The 17,273-nt window shown below is 69.7% G+C and carries 21 protein-coding genes; 15 read left to right on the top strand and 6 right to left on the bottom strand.

Going from position 1 to position 17,273, the window contains the following annotated elements; translation table 11 throughout:
• The first annotated feature begins 113 nt into the window (after positions 1–113).
• The 3 genes from A3G1_RS0121355 (at position 114) to A3G1_RS0121345 (ending at position 2,702) form a co-directional block, all read left to right on the top strand.
• Positions 114–1,310, top strand: a complete 1,197-nt coding sequence (locus A3G1_RS0121355) for an acyl-CoA dehydrogenase family protein (protein ID WP_018351524.1) — start codon at positions 114–116, stop codon at positions 1,308–1,310.
• 163 nt (positions 1,311–1,473) lie between these two features.
• The gene (locus A3G1_RS0121350; protein WP_018351523.1) at positions 1,474–2,142 is read left to right on the top strand and encodes an O-methyltransferase; all 669 of its coding nucleotides are present in this window, start codon (positions 1,474–1,476) and stop codon (positions 2,140–2,142) included.
• Entirely contained in the window at positions 2,139–2,702 is a 564-nt protein-coding gene (locus A3G1_RS0121345) for a GNAT family N-acetyltransferase (protein WP_018351522.1), read from the top strand. The genes A3G1_RS0121350 and A3G1_RS0121345 overlap by 4 nt, the downstream gene beginning before the upstream one ends.
• Here the strand turns inward: A3G1_RS0121345 and A3G1_RS0121340 are convergent.
• The gene (locus A3G1_RS0121340) at positions 2,684–4,741 is read right to left on the bottom strand and encodes an intein-containing Rv2578c family radical SAM protein (RefSeq protein ID WP_018351521.1); all 2,058 of its coding nucleotides are present in this window, start codon (positions 4,739–4,741) and stop codon (positions 2,684–2,686) included. The two genes, A3G1_RS0121345 and A3G1_RS0121340, sit on opposite strands and share 19 nt — an antisense overlap.
• A gap of 85 nt (positions 4,742–4,826) precedes the next feature.
• Here A3G1_RS0121340 and A3G1_RS0121335 point away from each other — a divergent pair, with 85 nt between their 5' ends.
• A complete protein-coding gene (locus tag A3G1_RS0121335) occupies positions 4,827–5,198 on the top strand; it encodes a thiol-disulfide oxidoreductase DCC family protein (protein ID WP_018351520.1) in 372 nt (123 codons plus the stop codon).
• A 184-nt stretch (positions 5,199–5,382) separates the two neighbouring features.
• Here A3G1_RS0121335 and A3G1_RS0121330 read toward each other — a convergent pair whose 3' ends face one another.
• From A3G1_RS0121330 to A3G1_RS0121320, 3 genes are read right to left on the bottom strand one after another with little or no spacing between them, the layout of a single operon-like run.
• The gene (locus tag A3G1_RS0121330) at positions 5,383–6,030 is read right to left on the bottom strand and encodes a lysophospholipid acyltransferase family protein (protein ID WP_026212361.1); all 648 of its coding nucleotides are present in this window, start codon (positions 6,028–6,030) and stop codon (positions 5,383–5,385) included.
• Positions 5,964–6,884: a hypothetical protein gene (locus tag A3G1_RS0121325; RefSeq protein WP_018351518.1), complete on the bottom strand. Its 921-nt coding sequence runs from the start codon at positions 6,882–6,884 to the stop codon at positions 5,964–5,966. The genes A3G1_RS0121330 and A3G1_RS0121325 overlap by 67 nt, the downstream gene beginning before the upstream one ends.
• Entirely contained in the window at positions 6,869–7,297 is a 429-nt protein-coding gene (locus A3G1_RS0121320) for a hypothetical protein (RefSeq protein WP_018351517.1), read from the bottom strand. Before A3G1_RS0121320 ends, A3G1_RS0121325 begins: the two co-directional genes overlap by 16 nt.
• A 263-nt stretch (positions 7,298–7,560) precedes the next feature.
• Here A3G1_RS0121320 and A3G1_RS0121315 point away from each other — a divergent pair, with 263 nt between their 5' ends.
• Positions 7,561–8,025 (top strand): MaoC/PaaZ C-terminal domain-containing protein, encoded by a 465-nt coding sequence (locus A3G1_RS0121315; RefSeq protein ID WP_018351516.1) that lies wholly within the window; start codon positions 7,561–7,563, stop codon positions 8,023–8,025.
• A 96-nt stretch (positions 8,026–8,121) separates the two neighbouring features.
• Complete coding sequence (locus A3G1_RS0121310; RefSeq protein ID WP_018351515.1) at positions 8,122–8,601, top strand: hypothetical protein; 480 nt, start codon at positions 8,122–8,124, stop codon at positions 8,599–8,601.
• 50 nt (positions 8,602–8,651) lie between these two features.
• Here the strand turns inward: A3G1_RS0121310 and A3G1_RS0121305 are convergent, their stop codons facing one another.
• On the bottom strand, positions 8,652–9,953 hold the full coding sequence (locus A3G1_RS0121305) for an amidohydrolase (RefSeq protein ID WP_018351514.1): 1,302 nt from the start codon (positions 9,951–9,953) through the stop codon (positions 8,652–8,654).
• 43 nt (positions 9,954–9,996) lie between these two features.
• On the bottom strand, positions 9,997–11,196 hold the full coding sequence (locus tag A3G1_RS0121300) for an FAD-dependent oxidoreductase (protein WP_018351513.1): 1,200 nt from the start codon (positions 11,194–11,196) through the stop codon (positions 9,997–9,999).
• 78 nt (positions 11,197–11,274) lie between these two features.
• Here A3G1_RS0121300 and A3G1_RS0121295 point away from each other — a divergent pair, with 78 nt between their 5' ends.
• From A3G1_RS0121295 to A3G1_RS0121260, 9 genes are all read left to right on the top strand, one after another.
• Positions 11,275–11,700 carry a MarR family winged helix-turn-helix transcriptional regulator gene (locus A3G1_RS0121295; RefSeq protein ID WP_211216363.1) on the top strand — a complete coding sequence of 142 codons (426 nt, stop codon included), beginning with the start codon at positions 11,275–11,277 and terminating at the stop codon, positions 11,698–11,700.
• Positions 11,697–12,311 (top strand): TrmH family RNA methyltransferase, encoded by a 615-nt coding sequence (locus A3G1_RS0121290; RefSeq protein WP_018351511.1) that lies wholly within the window; start codon positions 11,697–11,699, stop codon positions 12,309–12,311. The genes A3G1_RS0121295 and A3G1_RS0121290 overlap by 4 nt, the downstream gene beginning before the upstream one ends.
• Positions 12,308–13,000, top strand: coding sequence for a DUF6758 family protein (locus tag A3G1_RS41835; protein ID WP_342664502.1), 693 nt, complete (start codon positions 12,308–12,310; stop codon positions 12,998–13,000). Before A3G1_RS0121290 ends, A3G1_RS41835 begins: the two co-directional genes overlap by 4 nt.
• 87 nt (positions 13,001–13,087) lie before the next feature.
• Complete coding sequence (locus A3G1_RS41185) at positions 13,088–13,249, top strand: hypothetical protein (protein ID WP_018351510.1); 162 nt, start codon at positions 13,088–13,090, stop codon at positions 13,247–13,249.
• A gap of 9 nt (positions 13,250–13,258) precedes the next feature.
• Positions 13,259–14,011, top strand: coding sequence for a PH domain-containing protein (locus A3G1_RS0121280; RefSeq protein WP_018351509.1), 753 nt, complete (start codon positions 13,259–13,261; stop codon positions 14,009–14,011).
• A gap of 118 nt (positions 14,012–14,129) precedes the next feature.
• Positions 14,130–14,765: a class I SAM-dependent methyltransferase gene (locus A3G1_RS36010; RefSeq protein ID WP_018351508.1), complete on the top strand. Its 636-nt coding sequence runs from the start codon at positions 14,130–14,132 to the stop codon at positions 14,763–14,765.
• Between the two features lie 53 nt (positions 14,766–14,818).
• The gene (locus A3G1_RS36005) at positions 14,819–15,760 is read left to right on the top strand and encodes a class I SAM-dependent methyltransferase (RefSeq protein ID WP_245563561.1); all 942 of its coding nucleotides are present in this window, start codon (positions 14,819–14,821) and stop codon (positions 15,758–15,760) included.
• A 26-nt stretch (positions 15,761–15,786) separates the two neighbouring features.
• Positions 15,787–16,626 (top strand): PHP domain-containing protein, encoded by an 840-nt coding sequence (locus A3G1_RS0121265; RefSeq protein WP_018351506.1) that lies wholly within the window; start codon positions 15,787–15,789, stop codon positions 16,624–16,626.
• Positions 16,626–17,231 carry a MarC family protein gene (locus tag A3G1_RS0121260; RefSeq protein ID WP_018351505.1) on the top strand — a complete coding sequence of 202 codons (606 nt, stop codon included), beginning with the start codon at positions 16,626–16,628 and terminating at the stop codon, positions 17,229–17,231. The genes A3G1_RS0121265 and A3G1_RS0121260 overlap by 1 nt, the downstream gene beginning before the upstream one ends.
• Positions 17,232–17,273 lie beyond the last annotated feature (42 nt).

The raw sequence follows: 17,273 nt of genomic DNA, 5'->3' as shown, positions 1-17,273 counted from the left end.
TACTGTCACTCCCACACGACTGAACGAACGTTCATACTCACGAGTAACAAAGGCTCGGCCGGAGCCCGCCCCTGTAACGCCTGCGTACCACCGGATTTGGCCCTGGAGGAAACATGTCCCGCCTCGCGCAGACCCGCGACCTGACCGAGATCCAGCGCGACATTCTCGCGACAGTGCGCGAGTTCGTGGACAAGGAAGTCATCCCGCACGCCCAGCGGCTCGAACACGACGACACGTACCCGGAGAAGATCGTCCAGGGCATGCGCGACCTGGGCCTGTTCGGCCTGACCATCGGCGAGGAGCACGGCGGGCTCGGCGAGTCGCTGCTGACCTACGCCCTCGTCGTCGAGGAACTGTCCCGGGGCTGGATGAGCGTCTCCGGCATCGTCAACACCCACTTCATCGTCGCCTACCTGCTCCAGCAGCACGGTACTGAGGAGCAGAAGGCCCGCCTGCTGCCCCGGATGGCGACCGGCGAGGTGCGCGGCGCGTTCTCGATGTCCGAGCCGGGCTGCGGGTCCGACGTGGCGGCGATCCGCTCCAAGGCTGTCCCGGTCGACGGCGGCTGGCAGCTCGACGGCCAGAAGATGTGGCTGACCAACGGCGCGTACTCCTCGGTGATCGCCACCCTGGTCCGCACCGAGCTGGGCGCGGACAGCGCCTACGGCAACATGTCGACCTTCCTGCTGGAGAAGGAGCCCGGCTTCGGCGAGACCGCCCCGGGCCTGACCATCCCCGGCAAGATCGAGAAGATGGGCTACAAGGGCGTCGAGACCACAGAGCTCCTGCTCGACGGGCACGTGGTCGGCGACAGCGCCCTGCTCGGCGGCGAGCCGGGCAAGGGCTTTTACCAGATGATGGACGGCATCGAGGTCGGCCGGGTCAACGTGGCCGCCCGCGCCTGCGGCATCTCGATCCGCGCCTTCGAGCTGGGGATCAGCTACGCCCAGCAGCGCCACACCTTCGGCCAGCCGCTCTACAAGCACCAGGCGATCGCGTTCAAGCTCGCGGAGATGGGCACGAAGATCGAGGCGGCCCACGCCCTCATGGTCAACGCGGCCCGGCTCAAGGACTCCGGCCAGCGCAACGACGTCGAGGCCGGCATGGCGAAGCTGCTCGCCTCCGAGTATTGCGCCGAGATCGTCCAGGAGGCCTTCCGTATCCACGGCGGCTACGGCTACGCCAAGGAGTACGAGATCGAGCGGCTGATGCGCGAGGCCCCGTTCCTGCTGATCGGCGAGGGCACCTCCGAGATCCAGAAGACCATCATCTCCCGCGGCCTCCTCAAGGAGTATCTGCCGACCCGGTGAGCGGAAATCTGAGCTGCGCAACGCAAGAGCCCGTGTACAACCAGTACACGGGCTCTTGCGTTGCTTGTCAGATTTCCGCTCACCGGGCCACCTCGCGTTAGATCAAGAACAAAGATCAAAAATCGTCATCGTGTACTGCGCGGGAATGGCACCGCAGGACACAATGGACTTCGTGACTCGACTCGGTACCGATCAGTACTCGGCTGACACCACCTACTACCCGCCCCTCGTCGCGGCGGCTGTCGAGGCGTCCCGGCGCACCGGCTTCGAGCTGTCCTGCCTGCCGGAGCACGGCGAACTCCTGCGCGTCCTCGCGAGGGGCGTAGGTCCCGGCCGGATCGGCGAGACGGGTACCGGCTGCGGCGTCGGCCTGGCCTGGCTGGTCACGGGCGCCCACCCGCAGGCGGCCCTGGTCAGCGTGGAACTGGACGCCGAGCGGGCCGCGGTGGCCGCCGGGGTGTTCGCGGCCGAGCCGAGGGCCGAGGTGCTCTCCGGCGACTGGAAGCTCCTGGAGGCCGAGGGCCCGTTCGACCTGCTCGTCCTCGACGGCGGTGGCCAGGGCAAGAAGTCGGAGCCACCGGCCGAGTTGCCCGGGGCCGCGAAGCAAGGCGGGCAGCGAGGCCCAGAGGCACCGCTCGACCCGGCTCGCTGGCTCCGGCCTGGCGGCCTGCTGGTGATCGACGACTTCACCCCGTCGACCGGCTGGCCCCCCATGTACGGCTCCGAGGTGGACACCGCCCGCCTGCACTGGATGGACCATCCGCAGCTCAAGGCTGCCGAGGTCCGGGTGACCCCCGCCGCGTCGGTGATCGTGGCAACCTTCGTCGGATGACCGAACCCGCCGCCGACGTGACCTTCCGGCCGCTGACCAGGGCCGACCTGCCCGCGCTGCTGCGCTGGCTGGCCACGCCGCACGTCCTCGAGTGGTGGCCGGGGTCGCCGGGCACCCTGGCAGCCCTGGAGGCGAAGTACGGGCCGTCGATCGACGGCACCCACCCTGTGGAACGCTTCGTGATCGAGGCGGACAGCATCCCGGCTGGCCTGATCCAGCGCTACCGGCATGCCGACCAGCCGGACTGGGACCGCGCGGTCGGCATCCCGGACGCGGCCGGCCTGGACTACCTGATCGGCGAGCCCACGCTGACTGGCCGGGGCTTGGGTTCCACAGCCATCAGAGCCTTCACGGCCACCGTCTTCACCCGTTACCCGGAGATCACAGCCGTCGTCGCCGTACCCCAGGCGGCCAACTTCCCCTCTCGCCGCGCGCTGGAGAAGGCCGGCTACCTGCTCGACGGCATCCGTGACCTCGAATCCGGCGACCCGGCCGACGCAGGCCCGAGTGCCGTCTACGTGACCCGGCGAAGCCCCAGCGGCTACAGCAGCGTGAGCTGAGTGCTCCCAGCCCCGGCAGGGCTCAGTACTGCCGGCATCTCTGTCAGGGACGCGGCCTCCTGTGCCGCCCGGCCCTCGGAGATCGACGCCGGCAGCCGGCGAGCCCGGCCCGTCCCGCCGGGGTCGATCCCGTGCCGGCGGGCAGCGGAACGGACCCGGGCGGTCAGCTCCCGCTGATACCCCTTCGGCAGGTACGAACCGGGGCCATACAGCCGCTTGTAGACCTCCACCAGCCCGGGATGCTCGCGGGCCAGCCAGGCCATGAACCACTCCCGGGCGCCCGGCCGCAGGTGCAGGGCGAGCGGCGTGATGCTCACCGCCCCGGCCGAGGCGATGGCGGCGACGGTGTGCTCGATCTCCTCCGCCGAGTCGGTGAGCCCCGGCAGCACCGGGGCCATCAGCACGCTCACCGCCAGCCCGGCGTCGGTCAGCGCCCTGACCACGTCGAGCCGCCGGTTCGGGCTGGGCGCGCCGGGCTCGACCGCCCGCCACATCGCCGGGTCGGTGAACCCGACGGAGACCGCGATGCTGACCGAGGTGACCTCGGCGGCCTCCCGGAGCAGTTCCAGGTCGCGGAGGATCAGCGTGCCCTTGGTGAGGATCGAGAACGGATTCCGGAAGTCACGGAGCGCCTCGATGATGCCGGGCATGAGCAGGTACTTGCCCTCCGCCCGCTGGTAACAGTCCACATTGGTGCCCATCGCGATGTGCGCGCCCCGCCATTTCGGCGCGGCCAGCTCGCGGCGGAGCAGCTCCGGAGCGTTGGTCTTCACCACGATCCGCTGGTCGAAGTCGAGCCCGGCATCGAGATCCAGGTACTGGTGGGTCCCGCGCGCGAAGCAGTTGTGGCTGACGACGCCGTTCGCGATGAAGTCGCCGGTGCCGGTGGTGATGTCGTAGAGCTGGCGCTGGCCGACCGGCTCGATCGAGACGATCCCGAGCGGCGCGTTGGACTTCAGCGCGGTGCCCTCGATCGTCCACTTCGCCGTGATCGCCGGGTCGGTGCCGTGGAAGAAGCGCAGGTGCTCGCGCAGCCCGCCGAGCAGCCGGAAGCAGGCGAAGCCCCGGTCCTCGATGACGAAGTCGAACTCGAAGCGCTCCAGGGACAGCTCGATCGCGTCGACCAGGTCCTTGTCGGCGGTCGGGATCCGCAGGATGCCCCGGCCGTAGCTGCCGGCGGCGTCGAAGATCCCGGCGAGCAGGCCCAGGCACCAGTCGTCGCTCGGCGTGACCGGCCAGGCGATCAGGTTGGAGATCATCGCCTGGGCGCTCCGGCTGCGCGACCGCAGGCCGCCGGCCTTGGGGCGGCTGGCCGTCGGGGCCACGCGCTCGGAGGGCACGCCGAAGTGCGCCAGGAACTCCTGCATCCGGTCCACGGCCTCCGCCTCGGGGATCACCAGCCGGAAACCGGAACCGGAGCCCTGGCTCTCCCTGGCCATCCCCGCCATGTACCCCAGCCGGTACTCGTCGGTCTGCTCGGGCGGCGGCGCGAACTGACCGGTGCCCATCAGCTTGTTGCTGGTGGTCAGGTGGGGGCGCTTGCCGTGGCCGGGGTCGGCGTTGGTGACGTGCTTCCACCCGCGCTCGGTCAGGAACCGGTGGTCGCCGCTGGCGACGATGCTCGTGCCGTCGGCCAGCGTCACCCGGAATGCTGGCTTCACGGAGATCCAGTGGTCCAGCACGGTGGTGGTGACATACCGCCGGTAGTTGCCCTGGCGCTCGGTGCCGTAGATCTCGTCGCCGGCCTGGAGGTCGGCGAGCCTGCGGTGCCTGCCGTCGGCCATCAGGATCGGCGTGTCGCCGTCGAGGCAGTAGACGCAGGCGTGTGAGCAGCCGCGATAGGGGTTGACGGTCCACTGGAAGGGCACATCGGACTCTCCGGACACCTTGTTGACGATCGACTTGGCCCGGATCTCATAGAAGGTCATCCCGGCAAACCCGGGGGTCTCGAAGGTGCGCACGGCGGAATCGGGCAGGTGGAGGGGGAGTTCGCCGTCGGCGGACTGTGTGGCCTCGGCTTGCAGATGGCTCCAGCGCATGCGTCTAATAGAACACATGTTCGAGAAAGTGTCCACTCACATGCACAGGTCTGCGCTCCCCGCGCCGCTGGGGGAGAATGGCCGGGTGAAACCCACTTTCGTGTACGACGGGGACTGTGCCTTCTGCTCAGCGTGCGCGCGTTTCATCGAACGCAGGCTGCGCCCGCAAGCCCGGGTCGTCCCGTGGCAGTTCACCGATCTCGCCAGCCTCGGCCTGACCACCGAGCAGGCCGACGAGGCCGTCCAATGGGTAGGCGGCGGCCGGGTCGCCTCGGGGCCTGCGGCCATCGCGGAGCTGCTGAAGGTCTCCCGGCCCGTCTGGCGCCCCGCCGGGTACCTGCTCGCGCTCCGCCCCGTCCTCGCCCTGGCCTGGCCGGCCTACCGCTGGACTGCCCGCAACCGCCACCGCATGCCCGGCGGTACCCCGGCCTGCTCACTGCCGCAGGCGCAGCGCTAGCCGGGGTCGGGCAGGCTGGCCCCTTGAACAGGTTCCCTTTGCGCTCCGGCCCCGAGGGGGCCTCCACGCAAAGCGAACCGGGGCCAACCTACCCAACCCGTGCCTGGCCGCCGTTTCCGGAAGACTCTGCCGGCGCTTCACGGTCAGCCCGGCAGCGGCCAGGCTGGAAGAAACGGCGGAGGGGTCAGGATCGCTTCTCAGTGGGGGCGTATCCGGCGACTCTTTCCTGGCCGGTCAGGGCCGCGATCGCGTCCATGATCTGGTCGGTGGCGGCCCGCCGGTCCTTGGGGCTGGACGGGTCGCCGCTCACCGGTACCGGGGCGCCGAGGCGGATCTCCACGCGGACCGGGCGGGGCAGGACGGAGCCGCGCGGCAGTACCTTGTCGCTGCCGATCATGCCGACCGGGATGACGGGCGCGCCGGAGGCGAGGGCCAGCCAGCCGACGCCGACCTTGCCCCGGTAGAGCCTGCCGTCTGGGGAGCGGGTGCCCTCGGGGTAGATGCCGAAGACCTCGCCTGCCCGCAGCACGTCGAGGGCGGCGTCGAGGGCTGCCGTGGCAGCGCTGGAGGCCCGGCGTTCGACGGGGAGCTGGCCGAGTGCCCGCAGCAGCTTCCCGGTGAGCTTGCCATCGGCGAAGTACTCCGACTTGGCCACGAACGTGACCCGGCGCGGCATCAGGGCCGGCAGGATGATCGGGTCGATGGTGCCGAGGTGGTTGGAGGCGAGCAGGGCGGGACCGGTGGCCGGCAGGTGTTCCAGCCCGGTCACCCGGGGACGGCAGTAGAGCCGGAATGCTGGTCCTGCGATGAGCTTGAGCGGTCCGTAGGGCATCCGGGCAGCTTAGTTGCCCTGTAAGGAACCCTGCCTCTGAACCACGCTGCGGCCCGCTCCAGCGGCAGGAAGCTGCTCATCGCGACCTGGTGCGGGAGGAAGGTGATCGTCACGGTCGCGAAGACGACCAGGTGGAAGACGTAGAAGCCGGCGACCATCAGGTACCGCAGGCGCTCCCGGACGAAGAACACCACCGGGCTGCACAGCTCGAAGAGCATGATCCCGAACTGGCTGGCCACCAGCACCCCGGGTACGGACGCGAGCCAGCCGAACGCGCCGCGCCGGAGCACCGCGCGGGTCAGTGTCGCGCCGGTCACCCATTCCAGCCCGCCGAAGCGGAGCTTGGCTGTCGCGGCGAGGAAGTACGTGGCGATCACGGCGAGCTGGGTGACCCGCAGTGTCCAGCCGGCCGGTTCGGACAGTTCCGCCGAGCCGAACCTGGCCCGTCCGGCCACGGGCAGGGCCGCCAGCGCGACGAGCAGGCCCAGCCGGTCGTGGTCGACCTTGCCGTAGCTCATGGCGATGATCATCCACTCGGCGTACAGGATGAAGACTGTCCAGCCGAGCAGACGTGGCGCGCGGCCGGTGGCGGCGGCGAGGGAAACGGCGATCAGGCCCCAGAAGACGCCCCAGGCCAGCCACGGGCCCGGTGTGGGCAGCGGCAGGATCCGTCCGATCAGGAGCGGCTGGTAGAGCTCGGCCGGCAGGTCGGCGTGCCCGCGCACCCAGCCGGTGAAGTGCACCAGGTCGGCGGCGACGAACACGTAGACGATCGCCCGGAAGACGGCCAGCCGCCCGAGCGGCACCGGCGCTGTCAGCCACGAACCCAGCCGCGAGGTCACCGCCCGGACCATGTGACCACCGTTTCCTCCCGGTACTGGCCTGTCGGCCGCCCGCCGCGCAGCTCGTGCCACCGGACGACGACGCTGATCCGGTCCAGCGAGGGCTCGCCCGGCTGCCGTCGCGCGTACGCCTCCGCGAGGGCCGGCAGCATCGCGGTGTTGCGCCCGAGCTGACCCTCCACTTCGGCCCGCCGGAACCCGGTGTTACGTTCCGTGAGGGTGACGGCCCGGCCAGCCGCGTCGACGGCCTCGACCCGGGTGTCCCTGATCGGGGCGTCGAGCCGGTCCGTGGTCGCGTACATCCGCATGGGGCCGAAGGGGAAGGCGTCGTCCTGGCCGAGCAGGCTGCCGAGCAGGAGGAGCGCGGCCCCGGCGCCGGTGGCGGCCAGCCGCGTCCGCCGCCCGGCCGGGCTGAGGCGTTGCATCGCAAAAGTCTGACATGTGCCATTTCTGGCCGGACGGACGGCCAGCCGGCACGTAATCCTTTCGGTCGATGCCTGGCCACGGTTGCATAACTATGGCCCAGGTCACAGCGTAAATCCGCTTGCGGCGGCGAAGATCTACCGCACAACCAGAGCGCGGGCGGCGGGTGTTTCAAAACCTCGCCGCTCGTTGCTATTTACGGGGTAAATGTCCGGGGTATGCTACCCGCGAGTAACAGACTCGGCGTAAACCCAGGGAGCCACCCATGCAGTTCGGCAGGTACTTCGAGGAGTTCGAGGTCGGCGCGGTCTACAAGCACTGGCCCGGCAAGACGATCACCGAGTACGACGATCACCTGTTCTGCCTGCTGACCATGAACCACCACCCGCTGCACATCGACGCCCACTACGCGGAGACGTCGACGGAGTTCGGCAAGAACGTGGTGGTCGGCAACTACATCTACTCCCTGCTGCTCGGCATGTCCGTGGCCGACGTGTCCGGCAAGGCGATCGCGAACCTTGAGGTCGAGTCGCTCAAGCACGTCGCGCCGACCTTCCACGGCGACACGCTGTACGGCGAGACCACCGTCCTGGAGGTCAAGGAGTCCAGCTCCAAGCCGGACCGTGGCGTGGTCTACGTCGAGACCAAGGGCTTCAACCAGCACGGGACGATGGTCTGCGTGTTCCGCCGCAAGGTGATGGTCCCGAAGAAGCCGGCCGCGGCGGAGTAGTCCCGAAGAAGCCGGCGGAACGGAGTGGTTCTCGCCGGCGTGTCGATCTCGTCGCTCTCCTATCCTGAGATTTCAGGACATTGGGGGAGGGACATCATGCGTGATCTCTACAGTGGCGACGAGTGGGACCTGCTGGTCGACCTGCCCCGCTCGGTGGTGATCGCCGCGACGACGGCCCAGGCCGACAACCCGCGCCGGACGGTCACCGAGGGCATGGCCGGGCACGCTGGCATCCAGGCCGGGCAGATCGACGACAGCCCGCTGGTCCGCGCCGTCTACGCCGAGCTGTTCCTCAAGGAGTCCGACCCGGAGTCCGACGAGCTGCCGGCCGCCGAGGTGTTCAACAATCCCGAACGCGGGCTGACCGAGGTGCTCACCCGGGCCCGCCGCGCCGCAGTGGTGCTCGCGGCGAAGGCCGAGCCCGAGGACGCCATCGCGTACCGGATCTGGATCGGCCGGATCGCCGGCACTGTCGCCGAGGCTGCCAAGTCCGGAGGCTTCATCGGCCTCGGGGGCGAGCGCGTGACCCCGGCCGAGCGCCGCTTCCTCGAACAACTCGACGCCGCCCTGAGCTGAGTGTTCTGGGACCCCTCATGCTGCTATAGCAGCATGAGGGGTCCCACGATCTAGGGTCGCCGGGCGATGTCCAGCACGCCGGTCAGGTGGTCCATCGCCACGTGCGCGTGCAGCCGCACGCCGACCACCAGGCTGTCGTCGTCGGCGTAGAAACCGGGGTTGTGGTTGGCTACCACGCCCCGGCCGCCGGGTACCGGGACGAGCCGGTCACCCTCGAACGCCGTGTCCTGCACTCCCAGCAGGACATACAGCCCGCCGTACCGGCTGACGAAGACCGAGATGTCGTCGCCCCCGAGCGTCGGCGGCGTCTCTGCCACCCGTGCTCCCCCGGCCACCCGCCGCAGCGTCGGCAGCCCGGCGCTGACCCACTCCGGGGTGTTGCGGACGGCCGGGACGTCCTGGAGGAAGGCCACGCTGGCGGTACACCCGAAGGTCTGTGCCTGGTGCTGGGCAAGGTGCCGCAGCCTGTCCTTGACCTCGGCCATGTCGGTCTCGGCGGAGCAGCGGATCGTGCCCCACAGCATGACCGACTCCCCGATGATGTTGAACCGGCCCACGTCCTCCACATGCCCGAAGGAGATCGTCATCGGGTTGTAGGCGGGTAGCTGCCGGTAGAGCTGGGCGGACCCGGTGATGATCGCCGCGGCGGCTGGCATCGGGTCCGCGCCGAGCCAGGGCGTGGAGCCGTGCACCTGCTGCCCGTGCACCACCACCTTGACCAGCGTCGACGCGGCGAACTGGTTGCCGGTCCGGTAGCCGACGTGTCCCTTCGGCAGCGGCCCGACGTGCATCCCGAAGACCATCGTCGGCTCGGGATCGGCGAGCGCTCCGGCGGCGAGCATGGCCGCCGCTCCGCCGTCCTCGGTGACCGGCGGCCCCTCCTCGGCGGGCTGGAACACGAACAGCACGGTGCCGGGCAGGTGCTCCCGCACTCCGGCGAGTACGGTCGCCGCACCCATCAGCATCGCCGTGTGACAGTCGTGACCGCAGGCATGGGACACCGGGAACGGCCCGCCGGGATACTCGGCATCCACCACTGTGGACGCGAACGGCACCCCAGACTCGTCCCGTACCGGCAGCGCGTCGGTGTCGGCCCGGAGCGCGACGACCCGACGGCCGCGCTGTCCGCCCCGTAGTACCCCGACGACGCCGTGCCCGGCGATGCCCTCCCGGACCTCGTCGAGCCCGAGTGACCTCAGGTGCGCGGCGGCCAGCGCGGCCGTGCGAGTCTCGCGATTGGACAGTTCCGGGTGGGCGTGGAGGTCGTGCCGCCAGGCGACGACCTGCTCGGACACCTCGGAGGCCAGCCGGTCGAGGTCGGCGTACAGCCCGACAGCAGCGATCGCCGTCATCCCGGCCACCTCCCAAGTTGGGTCCCTTTCGTCACGGTATCGGCTAGGCGGCCCGCACGGGCTGCTCCCAGGGAATCTCGTGCCGGTGCAGCCAGCCGAACATCTTCTCCGGCGAGTAGAACGTCCGCATCGCGAGCGGGAACATGAGGTCGCGGATCACCCGGCCGACGGGACCTGCCGCCTTGTCGTTGTTCACCCGCTCGGCATTCCTGATCACTTTCTCGGCCCGGGCCCGCCGCAGCCCCTCGTACGCCGCGAACGCCCTGCCGTGATCACCCAGGTCCCGCAGGCACCTGGCCAGCTCGACCGCGCTCTCCACGGCCAGCGACGCCCCCTGCCCCGAGCTCGGCGACGTGGCGTGCGCCGAGTCGCCGACCAGCACCATCCGGCCACGGTGCCAGACCGGCACGGTCGGGATGTCCTCCATCGCGCCCGTGGTGACCAGATCCTCCGGCCGCTGCTTGTTCAGCAGGTGCACGGCGGGGGAGTCGTCACCCCGGTAGAGCTCACGCAGGGTGCCCAGCCATTCCGCGGCCGGGATCGCCCGGGCCTCAGGCCCGCTCAGCGGCTGCTTGCGCGGCAGATTGGCGAACCATCCGGCCAGGCCGTTGTCCAGCACCTGGTAGCCGAAGAAGGCCTTCCTGCCAAAAACGAAGTGCATTGCGTCCTTGGTACTGGCCAGCTCGGAATCCGGCACCCAACCCCCGAAACCCAGCAGTCCCGTGTACCGGGGCCCCGGCGCGCCCGGATCGATCACGGCCCGCACGGCCGACCGGATGCCGTCCGCGCCCACCAGAATGTCGCCACTCGCACTGGTGCCGTCCGCGAACGTCGCCGTCACCCCGCCCGCACCCTCCACAGCGGACACGAACCGCTTCCCGTACCGCACGTCGATGCCCCGGCGCTCCGCCTCCGCCATGAGCGCGGCGTAGAGATCCGCGCGGGCGACGGTCTGGCCGATCGGCAGGCCGGGCAGGGCCGCCATGTCGCCGAGCACCTTCCCGTTCGCGTTCTGCATCACCATCCGCGCCGTCGGGAACCCGGCCTCGGCCACCACCCCGTCCGCCCCGAGCAGCCGGAGTGCGTTTATCCCGTTCGGCGCGATGTTCAGCGCTCCGCCGACCCCGTCGGCCCGCCCGCCGTACGCCTCGAACACTGTGGCGGCGATGCCGGCCTGCTGGAGGGCCATCGCGGTCACCGGCCCGGCGATCCCGCCGCCGATAATGAGGGCTGAGCTGATCATCTGGTACTCCCGGGGGCTAATGTTTCTCGGGTGGGCAACTATCTCGCTCAACAAAGATATTAGGTGAAACGAGGAATCGTGTCGAGAGCGGAAACCGAATGGGCCGTGCTGGCCGCGACGCAGCGTGTCATCGCCGACGCGCTGCTGTTCAGCCACGAGGTCGCGGAGAAGCTGGGCCTGGGGCCGAGTGACAGCCAGTTCATGACCCTGCTGGAGGTGCACGGCCCGCTCACTCCCGGCCGGCTCGCCGAGCTCAGCGGCCTGACCACCGGCACGGTCACCGGCGTGATCGACCGGCTGGAGAAGGCCGGCTTCGTCCGCCGTGACCGGGCACCCGACGACCGGCGCAAGGTCATCGTGTCCCGCGACGACGAGCAGGTCGCCAAGGTCATGGCCCCGATGTACGCAGAGAAGGGCCAGAACCTCTTCACCGTGCTGAGTCAGTTCTCCGACGAGGAGCTGACCACCATCGCCCGCTTCATGACGGCTGTGGCCGGCTCGTGAACCCCGACGAGCTCGAAGTCGGCGTCGGCCCCTGGCTGGGCCCGTGGCCGGAAGACCCCCGCTACGACCCGGAGCTCCTGGCGGACGGCGACCGCCGCAACGTCGTCGACCAGTACCGCTACTGGACGAGGGAAGCCATCGTCGCCGACCTCGACACCCGCCGCCACGACTTCCACGTCGCCATCGAGAACTGGCAGCACGACCTCAATATCGGCACCGTGGTCCGCACGGCCAACGCGTTCCTCGCCAAGGCCGTCCACATTGTCGGCAAGAAGAAGTGGAACCGGCGCGGGGCGATGGTCACCGACCGTTACCAGCACGTCTTCCACCACCCGACGATCGAGGACCTGCTGTCCTGGGCGGCGGAGGAGAACCTGCCGATCATCGGCATCGACAACCTGCCCGGCTGCGTACCGCTGGAGACGACCGGCCTGCCCCGCCGCTGCCTGATGCTCTTCGGCCAGGAAGGACCGGGCCTGTCCGAGCCGGCCCGCGAGGCGGTCAGCCTGGTCTGCTCGATCGCCCAGTACGGCTCGACCCGCTCGATCAACGCCGGCGTGGCCAGCGGAATCGCCATGCACGCCTGGATACGCCAGCACGCCACCGCGTGAATGAGTACTTGATAACGGGTTTCAGTTCCCCAATTTGTCGTAATCTGAGTCTCGTGAGCGTCGCGGCCAGCTGCCCGCGGTGCGGGGGCCCCGTACGGCCACCGGACCTGATGCACTCTGACTGGCGGTGCGCTCACCACGGTCCGGTGTCCCCGTACCGCGCGCCAGCACATATCAACGCCGCGGTGCTGGCCACGGTGCGAGGCAGGAGCCGGGTGCCATTGTGGTGCCTCTGGCCCCTGTTGCCGGCCTGGATGGTGACGGGTGTCGGCTGGGCTGGTGACGAACGCACCGGTGCCCGGGCGACAGCCGTCGCGTGCAGCGGTCCGGGTCCGCTCGAGAGTGGTCCGGCCGATGTCGTGCTCGTGGCCGAGGAGCCTGGTGTCGGATTGGGAAGCCGGTTCGCCGGTTTGACGGGGGTCGATCCCGGACCTGGGCTGGCCGAGTCGCAGCCGCACGCGCACGTGACCATCGGCGGGCATCCAGCTCCACTGTGGCTGGTGCCTTCGCCGCCGGATCGCAGCGTGCACGCTGGCGAGGCCAATGGTTGCTGGATCTATGCTGTGACCTGGCCTGCGAGTGCTGGATACCTGCTGGTGGAGGACGTGGGGCTGCACGACCTCGCCGACTCGGTCCCCAGTGCACTCGTTTTCGGAGCCCCGTCCCCGTATCTTCATGGGGAGGCTTGAAGTTCGTGTGTAGACATTCACCGTGAGACTAGTAACTGATACTCTGGGTAACGCCGCGGCAAGTCAGTGGGGAGGGGAATTCTCGCCATGAAGAATGTTCTCAAGTGGGGCGCGCTGATCTTCCTGGTCTTCTTCGTCGTCTACCGGTCGGAGGACGCCGCCAACGTGGTGGGCTCGATTGGTAACACGATCGGCGAGGTGTTCGACGGGGTGGGTAACTTCATCTCCGGCGTTGCCGACGGCAACTGACACCCTGATATGGCTGACGACGCACGCACCGGCCCGGAGGACCCGCCAGAGCTGCGGGAGACCGAGCCGATTCCCCGGGCACGCCCGGAGTCGGCGGCCGAATCGGGAGACCTTGTGGTAGCTCCTCCTCCCTCCATTACGGAGGAGGAGCTCGAGGATCTTCGTTTCGACGCGGCCGGCCTGCCGGTCGGCCCGCGCCGCGTTCTGCCTCTCGAACCCGAGCCCAGCCCGCTGGTCTCGCGTTACCTGTTCCCCACCGAGCGGTACAGGGGCGAGTGGCGCCGGCACTGGATCCACCTCGTTCCCGAGCTGGCGATCGGGGTGGCCGCGACCTTCGTGATGGGCTACCTGTCGGGCTACGCCGCTCGCAAGGAGCAGTCCGTCCTCACTGGCGTGATCGCTGCCGTGTGGATCGCCGTGCTGCTCTGGGTCGCCTGGAAGCACCTGGACTGGTATTTCGACCGGTTCATCCTGACCAACAAACGGGTGATGGTCGTTTCCGGCATCGTGACGCGCAAGGTGGCGATGATGCCGCTGCTCCGGGTCACCGACATGAAGTACGAGCAGTCGCCGGTCGGGCGGATGCTCAACTACGGCACGTTCGTCCTCGAGTCGGCAGGCCAGGAACAGGCGCTGCGCGAGGTCAAGCACCTGCCGAATCCCAATGAGCTCTATCTCCGTGTCTGTGAGGAGATGTACGAGCCGGAGGCCGTCGAGGCCCGCCTCGGCCGCAACGAGGAGTCGTCGGAGGACGGCGCCTGACCGTCCGCTCCGGATAGTGTCGGGCGCATGCCTGACGCCGCCTTCACGGATCCCCGGCTCGCCGAGCTCTACGACCCGCTCGATCCCGACCGCAGCGACCTCGAACCGGTACCTGGCGATGGCCGGGGAGTTCGGGGCTGAGCGCGTGCTCGACATCGGCTGCGGTACCGGGACCTTCGCCTGCATGCTGGCCGCGCACGGGTACGAGGTGACCGGCCTGGAGCCGGCTGGCGCCTCGCTGGACGTGGCGCGCCGGAAGGCGGGGGCCGGCCGGGTCCGGTGGGTGCACGGGTACGTCGCTGACCTGCCGCCGATCCAGGTCGACCTGGTGACCATGACGGCCAACGTCGCGCAGGTCTTCCTCGGTGACGAGGAGTGGGCCGGGGTGCTGGCCGGGGCGTACGCGGCGCTGCGGCCGGGCGGGCGGCTCGTGTTCGAGACCCGGGAGCCGGGGGTGCGGGCCTGGCTGGACTGGGTGCCGGAGAAGTCGCGGTCGTCCACGGTGGTGGAGGGGTTCGGCGAGATGGAGAGCTGGTACGAGCTGCTGGAGGTCAGCGGGGAGCTGGTGACGTTCCGTGGCGTGCTCCGGTTCGCGGACGGCGAGGTGCTGGAGTCTGAGTCCACGCTGCGGTTCCGGAGCAGGGCTGAGGTGACGTCCTCGCTGGAGGCTGCAGGGTTCGCGGTGGAGAGCGTGCGTGACGCGCCGGACCGGCCGGGCCGCGAGATGGTGTTCGTGGCGCGCAGGCCGGAGTAGCGCGACGCAACACTTGTTGACAGTGGACGCGGTGGCAACATATGTTGCTCATCGTGCCCAATAATGATCATGAAGACCTCGGCCGGTACGTCGACGCGGTCGCGGAGCCGGGCGGGCTGGCCGGGCTGGGGCGGCTGACCGAGGCCATCTCCGGGATGGAGAGCCGCCGGGCCGCGATCATCCGCCAGTTGCGCCAGGCGCAGACGGCCAGCTGGGAAGAGATCGGGCAGGCGTGCGGGATGACCAGGCAGGGTGCGACCCGCCGCTGGTCGAAGGCGCTGCACGCCGGCTCGTTCGGCTCGCAGGCCGAGGCGTACCAGCGCGGGCGGCCGCCGTACCCGCTGTCGGCCGTCGAGTGGCTCGTGCCCCGGCAGGCGCGGCGGGTGGTGGACCTCGGTGCCGGTACCGGAAAATTCACCAGGCTCCTGGCGGACGCGAAACTGGATGTCGTCGCGGTGGAACCCTCGGCGGACATGAGGGCGCAGTTCGCGGCGGCGCTGCCGCGCGTGCCCGTGCACGAGGGGACGGCGGAGCGGATTCCGCTGCCGGACTCCAGCGTGGACGCTGTCGTCGCGGCGCAGGCCTGGCACTGGGCTGACCCCGCGCTGGCAGTGCCGGAGGTGGCCCGCGTCCTCCGCCCCGGCGGCACGCTGGGCCTGGTGTGGAACATGCGGGACAACAGCGAGCACTGGGTCGCCCTGCTGGACAACATCCTGCACCAGCACACCCGCAGCGAGATCGACACCGAGCCGCCGATCGGCGAGCCCTTCGGTGCCCCCGAACGGACCGAGATCCGCTGGAAGCACACGCTGACCCCCGCAGGCCTGCTCGACATGGTCGCCTCCCGCAGCTACGTCATCGTCCTGCCGGAAGCCGAGCGTGCCCAGCTGCTGGGGGAGGTACGCGAACTGCTCGGCTCGCATCCGGAGCTGCGCGGGAGGGACGAGATCACGATGCCATACGTGACGCGGTGCACCCGGTTGCGCCGCCCGTGAGCTGACGGGGGCCGTAGGCTCAGCGTGTGCTCATCGACCTCCATACCCACTCGACCGTCAGCGACGGCACCAGCCAGCCCGCCGAGCTCATGCGGGAGGCGGCCGAGGCCGGGCTGTCGGTCGTCGCCCTCACCGACCACGACACCACGGGCGGGTGGGCCGAGGCGTCGAAGGCGCTGCCGCCCGGCCTCACTCTCGTACCGGGCGCCGAGCTGTCCTGTCACTGGGAGGGCATCGAGCTGCACCTGCTGGCCTACCTGTTCGACCCGGCTGACCCCGGCCTGTCCGCAGCCATGTCCGGCCTGATCACCGACCGGGAACGCCGGGCGGAGCGCATGGTCGACCTGGTCCGCGCCGACGGCGTCGGGATCACCTGGCAGCAGGTACTCGAACTGGCCGGCGGCGGGGCTGTGGGCCGTCCGCACCTGGCCAGGGCGCTGGTCGCCGAGGGCGTGGTGTCGACAGTGGACGAGGCCTTCCAGGACCAGTACCTGGGCAAGCGGTGGCGGCTGCCGAAGGAGGCGCTGGAGGTCTTCGACGCCGTGCGGATGGTACGGGGGGCCGGCGGCGTGCCGGTCTTCGCGCACCCGAGGGCCAGCAAGCGCGGGACCGTCGTACCCGACTCGCTGATCGTCGAGCTGGCCGGCGCCGGGCTCTTCGGGCTGGAGGCCGACCACACCGACCACACGGAGACCGAGCGGGCCGAGCTGCTGGTGCTCGCCGCCGAGCTGGGGCTGGCGGTGACGGGGTCGAGCGACTACCACGGTACGAACAAGACTGTCCGGCTCGGAGCCCGGACCACCAGCGCGGACGTGTACGAGCGAATCGTCGCGGAGAGTACCGGGACTGCCCTTAGGGTGAACTAGTGGACTTCAAGCTGTTCGGGGCGGTGTTCCTGACGCTGATCGTGATCACCGACCCGCCGGGGCTGGTGCCGATCTTCCTCGCGCTCACCTCCAGCATGGACGCCCGGCACCGGCGCCGGGCGGCGCTCCAGTCGGTGCTGCTGTCCTTCGGGGTCATCGTGACCTTCGCCGTGATCGGCGAGCAGATCTTCAAGTACCTGCACATCGAGCTGTTCGCGCTGCGGGCGGCCGGTGGCCTGCTGCTCCTGCTCGTCGCGCTGGAGCTGCTGACGGGCAAGTCCGACGACCCGTCGCGTGAAGTGACGTCCAACGTGGCGCTCGTACCGCTCGGCACGCCGCTGCTGGCCGGGCCGGGTGCGATCGTGGCGACGATGCTGTTCGTGCGGGGCGCCGACGACGCGGGTGGGTACCTCGCGATCGCGGGGGCGATCGTCGTCATCCACGTGATCATTTTCCTGGTGCTGCGGTACTCGGGGATCATCGTCCGGCTGCTGAAGCCGAGCGGGATCGAGGTGCTGACCAGGATCGCCGGCCTGCTGCTGGCCGCGATCGCCGTGCAGATGATCGCCGACGCGATCGTGACGTACGTGAAGGAGTACTTCTAGCACTGCCCAATAATTGTTTGACGGTCCTGGGTGCGGCGTGCC

The organism is Longispora albida DSM 44784 (assembly GCF_000379825.1).
GTDB lineage: Bacteria > Actinomycetota > Actinomycetes > Mycobacteriales > Micromonosporaceae > Longispora > Longispora albida.
Note: the sequence above shows the minus strand (reverse complement) of the source record. Positions and strands in the feature narration are given on the sequence as shown.

Bases quoted from the DNA above. Each gene is read 5' to 3' on its own strand.
- A3G1_RS0121355 (WP_018351524.1), top strand. From the start codon at position 114: ATGTCCCGCCTCGCGCAGACCCGCGACCTGACCGAGATCCAGCGCGAC.
- A3G1_RS0121350 (WP_018351523.1), top strand. From the start codon at position 1,474: ATGGACTTCGTGACTCGACTCGGTACCGATCAGTACTCGGCTGACACC.
- A3G1_RS0121345 (WP_018351522.1), top strand. From the start codon at position 2,139: ATGACCGAACCCGCCGCCGACGTGACCTTCCGGCCGCTGACCAGGGCC.
- A3G1_RS0121340 (WP_018351521.1), bottom strand. From the start codon at position 4,741: ATGCGCTGGAGCCATCTGCAAGCCGAGGCCACACAGTCCGCCGACGGC.
- A3G1_RS0121330 (WP_026212361.1), bottom strand. From the start codon at position 6,030: ATGCCCTACGGACCGCTCAAGCTCATCGCAGGACCAGCATTCCGGCTC.
- A3G1_RS0121325 (WP_018351518.1), bottom strand. From the start codon at position 6,884: ATGGTCCGGGCGGTGACCTCGCGGCTGGGTTCGTGGCTGACAGCGCCG.
- A3G1_RS0121320 (WP_018351517.1), bottom strand. From the start codon at position 7,297: ATGCAACGCCTCAGCCCGGCCGGGCGGCGGACGCGGCTGGCCGCCACC.
- A3G1_RS0121315 (WP_018351516.1), top strand. From the start codon at position 7,561: ATGCAGTTCGGCAGGTACTTCGAGGAGTTCGAGGTCGGCGCGGTCTAC.
- A3G1_RS0121310 (WP_018351515.1), top strand. From the start codon at position 8,122: ATGCGTGATCTCTACAGTGGCGACGAGTGGGACCTGCTGGTCGACCTG.
- A3G1_RS0121305 (WP_018351514.1), bottom strand. From the start codon at position 9,953: ATGACGGCGATCGCTGCTGTCGGGCTGTACGCCGACCTCGACCGGCTG.
- A3G1_RS0121300 (WP_018351513.1), bottom strand. From the start codon at position 11,196: ATGATCAGCTCAGCCCTCATTATCGGCGGCGGGATCGCCGGGCCGGTG.
- A3G1_RS41185 (WP_018351510.1), top strand. From the start codon at position 13,088: ATGAAGAATGTTCTCAAGTGGGGCGCGCTGATCTTCCTGGTCTTCTTC.
- A3G1_RS0121280 (WP_018351509.1), top strand. From the start codon at position 13,259: ATGGCTGACGACGCACGCACCGGCCCGGAGGACCCGCCAGAGCTGCGG.
- A3G1_RS36010 (WP_018351508.1), top strand. From the start codon at position 14,130: ATGGCCGGGGAGTTCGGGGCTGAGCGCGTGCTCGACATCGGCTGCGGT.